General features: G+C 64.1%; 13 protein-coding genes. 6 read left to right on the top strand and 7 right to left on the bottom strand.

The annotated features are described in order from the left end of the window. Positions 1-204: 204 nt before the first annotated feature. Positions 205-1,080 (bottom strand): LysR family transcriptional regulator, encoded by an 876-nt coding sequence (locus ACVWY1_RS24540; protein WP_102684582.1) that lies wholly within the window; start codon positions 1,078-1,080, stop codon positions 205-207. A 207-nt stretch (positions 1,081-1,287) separates the two neighbouring features. On the opposite strand from ACVWY1_RS24540, the gene ACVWY1_RS24535 reads away from it, so the two are divergent. From ACVWY1_RS24535 to ACVWY1_RS24525, 3 genes are all read left to right on the top strand, one after another. Further along, the gene (locus tag ACVWY1_RS24535) at positions 1,288-2,670 is read left to right on the top strand and encodes a glutamine synthetase family protein (protein WP_102684581.1); all 1,383 of its coding nucleotides are present in this window, start codon (positions 1,288-1,290) and stop codon (positions 2,668-2,670) included. A 4-nt stretch (positions 2,671-2,674) separates the two neighbouring features. Then, positions 2,675-3,448: a gamma-glutamyl-gamma-aminobutyrate hydrolase family protein gene (locus ACVWY1_RS24530; protein ID WP_102684580.1), complete on the top strand. Its 774-nt coding sequence runs from the start codon at positions 2,675-2,677 to the stop codon at positions 3,446-3,448. A gap of 112 nt (positions 3,449-3,560) precedes the next feature. Further along, positions 3,561-5,102, top strand: coding sequence for an APC family permease (locus ACVWY1_RS24525; protein WP_023631275.1), 1,542 nt, complete (start codon positions 3,561-3,563; stop codon positions 5,100-5,102). A 131-nt stretch (positions 5,103-5,233) separates the two neighbouring features. Here the strand turns inward: ACVWY1_RS24525 and gmk are convergent, their stop codons facing one another. Beyond that, positions 5,234-5,890 (bottom strand): guanylate kinase, encoded by a 657-nt coding sequence (gmk, locus tag ACVWY1_RS24520; RefSeq protein WP_139674862.1) that lies wholly within the window; start codon positions 5,888-5,890, stop codon positions 5,234-5,236. Positions 5,891-5,903: 13 nt separating this feature from the next. Continuing rightward, the gene (locus ACVWY1_RS24515) at positions 5,904-6,767 is read right to left on the bottom strand and encodes a YicC/YloC family endoribonuclease (RefSeq protein WP_102684577.1); all 864 of its coding nucleotides are present in this window, start codon (positions 6,765-6,767) and stop codon (positions 5,904-5,906) included. Between the two features lie 225 nt (positions 6,768-6,992). Between ACVWY1_RS24515 and rph the strand changes: the two genes are divergently transcribed. Both rph and ACVWY1_RS24505 read left to right on the top strand, forming a co-directional pair. After that, the gene (gene rph / locus ACVWY1_RS24510; protein ID WP_046857587.1) at positions 6,993-7,715 is read left to right on the top strand and encodes a ribonuclease PH; all 723 of its coding nucleotides are present in this window, start codon (positions 6,993-6,995) and stop codon (positions 7,713-7,715) included. 24 nt (positions 7,716-7,739) lie between these two features. Continuing rightward, positions 7,740-8,108, top strand: a complete 369-nt coding sequence (locus tag ACVWY1_RS24505) for a DUF4870 domain-containing protein (protein WP_139674867.1) — start codon at positions 7,740-7,742, stop codon at positions 8,106-8,108. Positions 8,109-8,155: 47 nt separating this feature from the next. On the opposite strand, the gene ACVWY1_RS24500 is transcribed toward ACVWY1_RS24505, so the two are convergent. Then, positions 8,156-8,935, bottom strand: coding sequence for an exodeoxyribonuclease III (locus tag ACVWY1_RS24500; protein ID WP_023629898.1), 780 nt, complete (start codon positions 8,933-8,935; stop codon positions 8,156-8,158). Between the two features lie 80 nt (positions 8,936-9,015). On the opposite strand from ACVWY1_RS24500, the gene pyrE reads away from it, so the two are divergent. Beyond that, complete coding sequence (gene pyrE, locus ACVWY1_RS24495; RefSeq protein WP_102684575.1) at positions 9,016-9,657, top strand: orotate phosphoribosyltransferase; 642 nt, start codon at positions 9,016-9,018, stop codon at positions 9,655-9,657. Positions 9,658-9,714: 57 nt separating this feature from the next. Here the strand turns inward: pyrE and ACVWY1_RS24490 are convergent, their stop codons facing one another. The 3 genes from ACVWY1_RS24490 to ACVWY1_RS24480 all read right to left on the bottom strand — a co-directional run bounded on the left by ACVWY1_RS24490 (position 9,715) and on the right by ACVWY1_RS24480 (position 11,083). Next, positions 9,715-9,921, bottom strand: coding sequence for a hypothetical protein (locus tag ACVWY1_RS24490; RefSeq protein ID WP_139674874.1), 207 nt, complete (start codon positions 9,919-9,921; stop codon positions 9,715-9,717). A gap of 137 nt (positions 9,922-10,058) precedes the next feature. Next, positions 10,059-10,718 carry a DUF799 domain-containing protein gene (locus ACVWY1_RS24485; protein WP_028689941.1) on the bottom strand — a complete coding sequence of 220 codons (660 nt, stop codon included), beginning with the start codon at positions 10,716-10,718 and terminating at the stop codon, positions 10,059-10,061. Next, positions 10,715-11,083, bottom strand: a complete 369-nt coding sequence (locus tag ACVWY1_RS24480) for a DUF4810 domain-containing protein (RefSeq protein ID WP_277502434.1) — start codon at positions 11,081-11,083, stop codon at positions 10,715-10,717. The genes ACVWY1_RS24485 and ACVWY1_RS24480 overlap by 4 nt, the downstream gene beginning before the upstream one ends. Between the last annotated feature and the right edge of the window lie 4 nt (positions 11,084-11,087).

Genomic DNA, 11,087 nt, shown 5'->3' with positions numbered 1-11,087 from the left:
CCCCTTTTGTTTTTGTTGTTTTTGGGGGGGTTCCCGGGGGGCGCGGGTGGGGGGGGCCCCGCCCGCCCCCCGTTTTGTGTCCCCCCCGGGGGCAGGGGGGGGGGGGGCGCCCCCCGCGATAGGGCCGATCCAGGCAACTGCAGCCAACCGCCGATGCCCGACAATAGCGTGCTGTCCATCGCCGGCACAACCGTCCTTGGCGCGTTAACGCAACATTGCGTCGCGCAGGCGCGGGGTCAGCTCCTCGAACAGCGTCTGCACCGAACGCAGGGCACGGCAATCGGGCCGCGTCAGCAGCCACAACTGGGTGTCGCAGCCGGGCAGCGGGCCGCTCAGCGCCTCGACGCCGGGCAGGTCGTGGACCATGTAGTCGGGCAGCGCCGCCACGCCCAGGCCGGTGGTCACCAGTTGGGCGATGGTCGACATGCCGCTGCACTGGTAGCGCGGGATCAGGCCGGGATGCTGCTGGTTGCGCCAGACCACGGTGGCGTGGTCCTGCATGGAATCGTCGGGGGCGATCCAGGGCACACTCAGGGGCGCCTCCTGCAGCCGCTCGCGCAGCGCCGGCTGGCCGCAGACCACGTAGGAGGTCGAGCCCAGGCAGCGCCCGACAAGATGCTCCGGCGGCGTATTGGTCAGGCGCAGGGCGATGTCGGCATCGCGACGGCTGAGGTTGGCGAAGGTGTTGGAGGTGCCCATCTCCAGCGACAACGCCGGATAGTTGGGCATGAACTCGGCCAGCGCCGGCAGCAGCAGGCTGTGCAGCACGGCCTCGGTGCAGGTCAGGCGCACGGTGCCGCTGACCACCTGTTCGCCGCTGGTGAGGGCGATGCGCGCCGCATCCAGTGCCTGTTCGGCGCGCTCGGCCTGCTCGGCCAGGGCCTGGGCGGTGTCGGTGGGCAGGTAGCCTTTACGGCTCTTGACGAACAAGGCGGTGCCCAGCGCCGACTCCAGCCGGCGGATCGAGCGGAACACCGTCGAAACGTCGACCTTGAGCAGTTCGGCTGCCTTGGCCAGCGAGCGGCCGCGCTCCAGTGCCAGGACCAGGGAAAGGTCCGCATGGTTGATCTGATATTGCATCGGTGCACGCTCTGCTTGCCTAAATGCCAATGTCTGTTGCGTTTTGGCCATTTTATAGTGGAACGGCCCCCGGGAATCAATGCAGCCGGTCGGCAACCAGCCCCCAACGATGGGCCAGTGAAAAGAACAACAGCAGCACCATCGTCGCCCTACAAGGCGTCATCCGCAGTTCCCACATCGCCGCTCCGAATCAAAGGATGTACAGCCATGACGTCGGTCTCCCCGTGCGCCAGTTCTTCCCGCGAGATGAATGAATTCCTGGATGCCCATCCGGATACCCAGTACGTCGACCTGCTGATCTCCGACATGAACGGCGTGGTGCGCGGGAAGCGCATCGAGCGCGCCAGCCTGCACAAGGTGTACGAGAAGGGCATCAACCTGCCGGCGTCGCTGTTTGCCCTGGATATCAACGGCTCGACCGTCGAAAGCACCGGGCTGGGCCTGGACATCGGTGACGCCGACCGCATCTGTTTCCCGATTGCCGGCACGCTGTGCGACGAACCCTGGCAGAAACGCCCGACCGCCCAGTTGCTGATGACCATGCATGAGCTGGACGGCGCGCCGTTTTTCGCCGACCCGCGGGAAGTGCTGCGCCAGGTGGTGAGCAAGTTCGACGACCTGGGCCTGGATATCTGCGCCGCGTTCGAGCTGGAGTTCTACCTGATCGACCAGGACAACCTCAACGGTCGCCCGCAGCCGCCGCGCTCGCCGATTTCAGGCAAGCGCCCGCAGTCGACCCAGGTGTACCTGATCGACGATCTCGACGAATACGCCGACTGCCTGCAGGACATGCTCGAAGCTGCCAAGGAGCAGGGCTTGCCGGCTGACGCCATCGTCAAGGAAAGCGCCCCGGCGCAGTTCGAGGTGAACCTGCACCACGTCGCCGACCCGCTGAAGGCCTGTGACTACGCGATCCTGCTCAAGCGCCTGATCAAGAACGTCGCCTACGACCATGAGATGGACTCCACCTTCATGGCCAAGCCCTATCCGGGCCAGGCGGGCAATGGCCTGCACGTACACATTTCGTTGCTGGACAAGAAAACCGGCAAGAACATCTTCGCCAATGCCGACCCGCTGCAAAGCGACGCCCTGCGCCACGCCATTGGTGGCGTGCTGGAAACCATGCCGGCATCGATGGCATTCCTCTGCCCGAACATCAACTCGTACCGTCGCTTCGGTGCACAGTTCTATGTGCCCAACGCGCCGAGCTGGGGCCTGGACAACCGCACGGTGGCTGTCCGCGTGCCGACCGACAGCAGCGAGAACGTGCGCATCGAGCACCGCGTGGCCGGCGCCGATGCCAACCCGTACCTGATGCTCGCGGCGATCCTCGCCGGCATCCACCACGGCCTGACCAACAAGGTCGAGCCGGACGCGCCGATCGAGGGCAACTCGTACGAGCAGCTGGAGCAGAGCCTGCCGAACAACCTGCGTGATGCCCTGCGCGCGCTGGATGACAGCGAAGTCCTCAACCAATACATCAGCCCGGACTACATCGACATCTTCGTGGCCTGCAAGGAAAGCGAGCTGGCCGAGTTCGAAGTGTCGATCTCCGACCTCGAGTACAACTGGTACCTGCACACGGTGTAAGCCCATGAGCGCAATTGCGGTCCCCTTGATCGGTGTCAGCGCCTGCCGCCAGCAGGTGGGGAAGAACTCGTCGCACACGGTGGGCGACAAGTATGTCGAGGCCGCGGGCTTTGCCGGGCTGCCGCTGATCCTGCCGGCCCGTGACGGCGGCAGCGACACGCAGACGCTGCTGGCCAGGCTCGATGGCATTCTTTTTACCGGTTCGCCTTCAAATGTCGAGCCGCATCATTACAATGGCGCGCCCAGCGCGGAAGGCACCCGGCACGATCTTGCACGTGACCGCCTGACCTTGCCGCTGCTGCAGGCGGCCATTGCCGCGGGTGTGCCGGTGTTCTGCATCTGCCGTGGCTTCCAGGAACTGAACGTGGCCCTCGGTGGCAGCCTGCACCAACGGGTGCAGGAATTGCCCGGCTACCTGGACCACCGCGAACCTGAGGACGCACCCCTGGAGGTGCAATACGGCCCTCGTCACCCCGTCGGCATACAGCCGGGTGGGGTGCTCGAGCGCCTGGGCCTGGCTGCGCGGTTCGAGGTCAACTCGCTGCACAGCCAGGGCATCGACCGCCTGGCCCCGGGCCTGCGCGTCGAGGCACGGGCCCCGGATGGCCTGATCGAAGCGGTGTCGATGCCTGATGCGCCGGGCTTTGTACTCGGCGTGCAGTGGCACCCTGAATGGCGTTTCGCCGAAAACCCGGTTTCGCTGCGCCTGTTCGAGGCGTTCCGCGAGGCCTGCATTGCCCATGCTGCACGGGAGGGTGTGCGCCAGAAGATCCTCTGACGTCACCCGGTAGTCTCGGATGACCCACCCCGGCAGTGAGCTTTCAATGAGTGGAAGCGGGCCCGCTACGACGGGCCTGTGAAAACAATTCCAATAGTTACGGCAAATACTCATGAGCGATTACACAGAAGCCGGCCGCCCCCCTGACGTGGCGGCCGACTCGGGCAACACCCAGCGCAGCAAGGGCCTGGCCAAGGGCCGCCTCGGTCTGCTGGCCAGCGTCGTGCTGGGCATTTCCACCATTGCGCCGGTCTACACCCTGACTGGCGCGCTCGGCCCGACCGTGCGTGAAGTCGGCGCCCACCTGCCGGCGGTGTTCATCGTCGGCTTCCTGCCGATGCTGCTGGTCGCCCTGGGCTACCGCGAGCTGAACTCGGCGGAGCCCGACAGCGGCACGTCCTTCACCTGGTCGGCCCGGGCCTTCGGCCCGATGATCGGCTGGATCGGCGGCTGGGGGCTGGTGGTCGCCACCACCATCGTGCTGTCCAATCTGGCAGGCGTGGCGGTGGACTTCTTCTACCTGTTCTTGGCCCAGATCACCGGCAACCAGGAGCTGGCCGCGTTGGCGGACAACCTGTTGATCAACGTCACCACCTGTTGCGTGTTCATCGCCCTGGCGGTGTGGATCTGCTGTCGCGGCATGGCCACCACCATGACGGTGCAGTACGGCTTGGTGGCCTTGCAGTTGCTGGTGCTGATCGGCTTCGCCTTCGCAGCGTTCGGCGAGACCACTGCGCCGCCGCCGCTGGCGTTCGACCTGGCCTGGTTCAACCCGTTCGGTGTCGAGTCGTTCTCAGCCTTTGCCGCCGGCCTGTCGTTGTCGATTTTCATTTTCTGGGGCTGGGACGTGTGCCTGACCGTCAGCGAAGAGTCGATCGGCAGCGATGAAGTACCGGGCAAGGCGGCAACCTGGACCGTGCTGCTGATTCTCGGCCTGTACCTGCTCACCGCCATCGCCACCCTGCAGTTTGCCGGGATCAGTGAGCACGGCCTGGGCCTGAACAATCCGCGCATCCAGGAGAACGTGTTCGCCCACCTGGCCGGGCCGGTGATGGGACCGCTGGCGATCCTGATGTCGATCGCGGTGCTGGCCAGCACCGCCGCCTCGCTGCAATCGACTTTCGTCTCGCCGGCGCGCACCCTGCTTGCCATGGGTTACTACGGCGCGGTGCCGCAACGCTTCGCCACTGTTTGCCCGCGTTCGCAGACGCCGCGCTACGCGACCATCTGTGCCGGTATTGCCGCAGGTCTGTTCTACGTGACCATGCGTACCCTCAGCGAGAACGTGCTGGCCGACACCATCACCGCCCTGGGCATGATGATCTGCTTCTACTATTCGCTGACCGCCTTCGCCTGCGTGTGGTACTTCCGCCGCAGCCTGTTCGACAGCGTGCGCCACTTCTTCATGCGCGGCGTGTGCCCGCTGGTGGGTGGCCTGATCCTGTCGGTGATCTTCCTGCGCACGGCGATCGACAGCGCCTCGCCGGACTTCGGCAGTGGCTCGCATGTTGGGGGGCTGGGGCTGGTATTCGTGATCGCGGCGATCATCTCGGCGCTGGGCATCGTGCTGATGCTGCTGTCGCGGCTGCGTGCGCCGGCATACTTCCTGGGGGCTACCCTGCGTCAGCAGGCGACGTTGCAGCTGCAGGAGTAAGGAAAAAGGGGCTGCTTTGCAGCCCATCGCCGGCAAGCCGGCTCCCACAGGAGATTGCATACCCTTGTGGGAGCCGGCTTGTCGTGGCGACGAACCGCGGCGAATGGGCCTCATAGAGACCCAGGCTATCTTCAGCCGATCAGCTCTTTGAGTAGTGCTCGGTGTACTCGCTGCTGGTTATCCAGCTTCAGCTTTTCGGCATGCTGCACGGCATCCGCACCATCTTCGCGGTTCGAGCGGAACACCGCCTTGAGGTCTTCGAGTGCATCATCAAACTTGTCGTTGATGATGACGTACTCGTACTCGTTGTAATGCTCCATCTCGCTGACCGCTTCCTTCATGCGTCCGGCGATGATTTCTTCGCTGTCCTGGCCGCGACCGTCCAAGCGTTGGCGCAGGGCCTGCTGGCTCGGTGGCAGGATGAAGATCGAGCGCGCTTTTGGCATTAGCTTGCGTACCTGACGGGCTCCTTGCCAGTCGATTTCCAGTATCAGGTCTTTTCCCTTGTTCAGCGTCTGCTGCATCGCGCTGCGGGAAGTACCGTAGAAGTTGCCGAACACCTCGGCATGCTCAAGGAAGTCATTCTTGGCGATGAGTGTCTTGAACTCGTCATGGCTGACGAAGTGATAGTTCGTTCCATGCTTTTCGCCTGGGCGCATCTTGCGCGTGGTATGCGATACCGAGACGCTCACACGCGGGTCTTGCCTGATCAGCTCAGTGACCAGGCTGGTCTTGCCGGCGCCGGACGGGGCCGAGACGATGTAGAGGGTGCCGCTGCTGTGGTTCATGGTAGGGGTGGCCTTACTCGATGTTCTGTACTTGTTCACGCATCTGTTCGATCAGCACCTTCAGGTTGACTGCCGCCTGCGTGCTGCGTGGGTCGAATGCCTTGGAGCCAAGAGTGTTGGCTTCGCGGTTGAGCTCCTGCATCAGGAAGTCCAGGCGCCGGCCGGCGGCGCCGCCCGACTTGAGTACCCGACGTACTTCGGTGACGTGAGTGCTGAGGCGGTCCAGCTCTTCGGCGACGTCGCTTTTCTGCGCCAGCAGGACCATCTCCTGTTCCAGGCGTTGTGGGTCGAGCTCGGCCTGCATGTCGCTGAAGCGGTCGAGGACCTTCTGCCGCTGTGCGGCGAGCATCTGCGGCACCAGGGCGCGCAGGGTGGCGACTTCTCCGGCCATGCTGTCCAGGCGCTCGTTGATCAGCCGGGCCAGTTCGGCGCCTTCGCGTTGGCGGCCGGCCTTGAGTTCGGTCAGGGCTTCGTCGAACAGTGCGATGGCTTCGGCATTGAGCGCTTGCGGGTCGGTGGCGTCGGCCACCAGCACGCCCGGCCAGGCCAGTACTTCCAGCGGGTTGAGCGGTGCCGGTTGCTTGATCAGGCTGGCGACGGTTTCGGCGGCGGCGACCAGTTGCGCGGCACGTTCGCGATCGACCTGCAGTGGCTTGCCGGTGCTGTCCTCGCTCAGACGCAGGGTGCACTCGACCTTGCCGCGCGAGAGGCCTTGGCGCAGGCCTTCGCGTACGGCGCCTTCGAGGTCGCGCAGGGCCTCGGGCAGGCGCAGGTGGGGTTCGAGATAGCGGTGGTTGACCGAGCGCAGCTCCCAGACCAGGGTGCCTTGGCTGCCAGCGCGCTCGACACGAGCAAAAGCGGTCATGCTATGCACCATGGGGAGTACCTCGCGTATTCAGGTGGACGGAGAGCCTGTCGGCTGCAAGGCGCAGGATTGTAGCGCAGTGCGGCGTGGGCGCCCAATCCAGCCATGCTAACGGTCGCCCCGAAACCTGTCGGAAAACACGACAGGCTGCGCAAGCGCGACGACAGGCGTGCCTTCGCCGGGCGTCGGGCTCTATAATGCTCGGCAGATTCAAATGTCCCCGTACAGGTATTCCAGATGAAACGTCCAAGTGGTCGCGCCGCCGATCAGCTCCGCTCGATCCGCATTACCCGCAACTACACCAAGCACGCCGAAGGATCGGTTCTGGTCGAGTTCGGTGACACCAAGGTCATCTGCACGGTCAGCGTCGAGAACGGTGTTCCCCGCTTCCTCAAAGGCCAGGGCCAAGGTTGGCTGACCGCCGAGTACGGCATGCTGCCGCGCTCCACCGGCGAGCGTAACCAGCGCGAGGCCAGCCGTGGCAAGCAAGGCGGCCGCACCCTAGAGATCCAGCGCCTTATCGGCCGCTCCCTGCGCGCTGCGCTGGACATGAGCAAGCTCGGCGACATCACCCTGTACGTCGACTGCGACGTGATCCAGGCCGACGGCGGCACCCGCACTGCCTCGATCACCGGCGCCATGGTTGCCCTGTGCGACGCCCTGGCGGTGATCAAGAAACGTGGCGGCCTCAAGGGTGGCAACCCGCTCAAGCACATGATTGCCGCGGTATCGGTGGGCATGTACCAGGGCGAGGCCGTGCTCGACCTCGACTACCTCGAGGACTCTGCCGCCGAGACCGACCTGAACGTGGTCATGACCAGCGCCGGTGGTTTCATCGAGGTGCAGGGCACCGCCGAGGGCGCGCCGTTCCAGCCTGCCGACTTCAACGCCATGCTGGCGCTGGCGCAGAAGGGCATGGACGAGATCTTCGAACTGCAGAAAGCGGCGCTGGCCGACTGAGCAGACGCCAGGGAGGTGCGGGACATGAACGATTCGGATCTACCGATCACCCCGCCCAGCGCCGATATCAGGCAATGGGCAATGTTCTGCCACCTCTCGGCATTGTTGGGGCTGGTGCTGCCTCTGGGGCATTTGCTGGGCCCGCTGGTGCTGTGGCACCTCAAGCGCGAGCAGGATCCTTTTATTGATGCCCAGGGCAAGGAGGCGCTGAACTTCCAGATCAGCGTGACCATCGCCGGCTTCGTCTGCTTCCTGCTGATGTTCGTGTTCATCGGCATCCTGCTGTTCGCCGTGCTGATGGTGACGGTGCTGATCCTGATCATCCTGGCAGCGGTCAAGGCCAATGAAGGGCAGCCGTATCGCTATCCCTTCATCTGGCGGCCGATCAGATAGACACAAAAAAGCCGACCTGATGGTCGGCTTTTTTGTGCGTGCCATTCTCAGATGGTCAGCGTCCAGTCGTAGTCCACGATCAGCGGCGCGTGCTGGGAGAAGCGCGGCTGGCGCGGCAGGCGGGCGTTGCGCACGAAACGGCGCAGGCCTGGGGTGAGGATCTGGTAGTCGAACCGGTAACCCAGGTTGAGCATCTCGGCCTGCTCGTTGTCCGGCCACCAGCTGTACTGGTCGCCTTCACGGCTGACTTCGCGCAGGGCATCGACATAACCCATGTCGCCGACGATGGCGTCCATCCAGGCGCGTTCGGGTGGCAGGAAGCCCGGCGACTGTTGGCTGTCACGCCAGTTCTTGATGTCGAGCTTCTGCTGCGCCACGTAGAACGAGCCGCAGTAGATGTACTCGCGACGCTTGCGGCGTTGCTTGTCCAGGTACTTGGCGAAGTCGTCCATCAACTTGAACTTCTGGTTCAAGTCTTCGTCCCCGTTCATGCCCGAAGGCAGCAACAGGCTGGCAATACTGACTTTGTCGAAATCTGCTTGCAGATAACGCCCGTAGCGGTCGGCTGTCTCGAAGCCCAGGCCGGTGATGACTGCCTTGGGCTGCATGCGCGAGTAAAGTGCCACGCCACCTTGGGTGGGCACCTCCGCGTCGCAGGCGTAAAGGAAATAGCCATCGAGCTGGAAAGCTGGGTCGTCGAGTTCAAAGGCCGAGGCGCGGGTATCCTGAAGGCAGATGACGTCGGCATTCTGGGCTTGCAACCAGCTGAGCAATCCACGCTCGGCCGCAGCCTGAATGCCATTTACGTTCACACTGATGATCCGCATAAATGGCCCCAAAAATCTCGTGCGTGTATGATACCCGAGCTCAACACATTTAGCTAAATCCGTGGTGTCCGGGACCTTTCATGCAGCCGTATCAGCGCGACTTCATCCGTTTTGCCATCGATCGCGGCGTTCTGCGCTTCGGTGAGTTCACCCTGAAATCGGGGCGTACCAGCCCGTACTTCTTCAATGCCGGCCTGTTCAATACCGGGTCCGCCCTGGCGCAGCTGGGGCGTTGCTACGCGGCGGCCATCGTCGACAGCAAGATCCCCTTCGACGTGCTGTTCGGCCCGGCCTACAAGGGCATTCCCCTGGCGGCGGCCACTGCCGTGGCCCTGGCCGAGCAGCACCAGCTCGACGTGCCGTGGTGCTTCAACCGCAAAGAGGCCAAGGACCACGGCGAGGGCGGCAGCCTGGTCGGCGCCCCGCTGGCCGGTGACGTGCTGATCATCGACGACGTGATCACCGCCGGCACCGCGATCCGCGAGGTCATGCAGATCATCAACGCCCAGCAGGCCAAGGCCGCCGGTGTGCTGATCGCACTGAACCGCGAAGAGCGCGGCAATGGCGCGCTGTCGGCGATCCAGGAAGTCGAACGCGACTTCGGTATCCCGGTGGTCAGCATCGTCTCGCTGACCCAGGTGCTGGAGTTCCTGGCCGACGATCCGCAGCTCAAGCAGCACCTGCCGGCGGTCGAGGCCTACCGCGCGCAGTACGGTATCTGACCGGCCCGCAGGCACGAAAAAGGCGACCTTCGGGTCGCCTTTTTCGTGCCTGCAGGTTCAGCTGCGGTTCGGGTAAGGGTCCTGCACGGCATCACCGACGCCGGTGAGGATCTTCCAGCCACGCTTGGGGTGGGTGCCGGGGGTGAAGTCAGGGCAGGGAGGCATCGAGGTCTTGCCCTGGTTGGAGTACTTGCGTCCGCAGTCGGCGCATTCGTAGCTGCCTGCGGAAACATCGCTGCCATATTTGACCAGTTCTTTCTGCATCGCTGTATCTCCGATGGGGTGGAGTTGGAATGCTAGTCGGCTGGCAGAGATGCGTGTTGTAGTGCCTGTCCGTGCTGGCGGTAGGATTTTTCCGAACTGGAAAAGAAAGGCGGCCCTTGGGCCGCCTGCGCGTCGTGTCAGTCTGTGCCGTACTTCGGCGAACGTGGTCCGTAGAGGATCCCGCCATTCGGGTAGGGCGTCAGCAGGCGTGCGCTGGTCATCCCGGCGATCGGGTAGCCGGCATCATCCTGCACGCTGCTGATGATCTGGTTGATGGCCGCCGCCACCAGCATGCCGATCAGGCCACCCTGGTTCTGCTTGCCTTCCTCGCTGGAGGCCGTGGCACTGCCGGTCCACAAGGTGGCACCGGTCTTCAGGTCGACCAGTTTGGCGCTGGCGGTGACGATGGTCGCGCTGCTCAGCACCATGTAGCGGGTGCCGTAGTCGCTGACGGTCACGTACAGGCCGGCGTCGGCGCCGAAGATCTCGTTCAGCTTGGCTGTGGGCAACTGGTGGATATCGGCCGGCGTGGTCAGGCCGTTCTGGCGGAACGTCTCGTCCACCAGCGCCACCGGCATCACGTAGTAGCCGGCCTCGGCCAGCGGATAGGTGACCTGGGACAGCATGCTGTAGGTGGCCTTGACGTCGGGCGACTCGTTCAGCGGCGGCAGGATCAGGATCGACTTCGGTCGGCTCTGCTTGTAGGCCGAATAGTCGATGCTCTTGCGCTCGGCGCAGCCGGCGAACAGGGCCAGCACGCAGGCGCCGACGATCAGTTGGGTCAGGCGCTTGATCATTGCTGGGCTCCCTTGCTGGCGTTGCTCATCAGGAAGTCCATGTAGGCCGCCGACTCAGGGAACAGCGCTTTTTCGGTACGGAACTGCTGGATCATCTGGTCATCCTTGCCCAGGCTGGAGTACAGCAGGCCCAGCTGCGCGTGGTAGCCCGGTGGCACTGCGCCGTTCTTGGCCTTGATCTTCTCCAGGTCGCGCTCCAGGGCGGTGACCTGTTCTTCCTTGGCGTCACCTTTGAGGTAGCCGTATACCTGGGGCTGGTAGCTTTCCCACTGGTACAGGGTCTTGGGCGAATTGCAGCCGGTCAGCAGGACGCTGCCCAGCAGCAGCCCGGCGACAGTGCGCCAGGCCGGGTAGGTGATGCTCATCGAA

It is taken from the genome of Pseudomonas sp. TE6288 (assembly GCF_054062095.1).
This window is presented reverse-complemented; position numbering and strand designations above follow the sequence as displayed.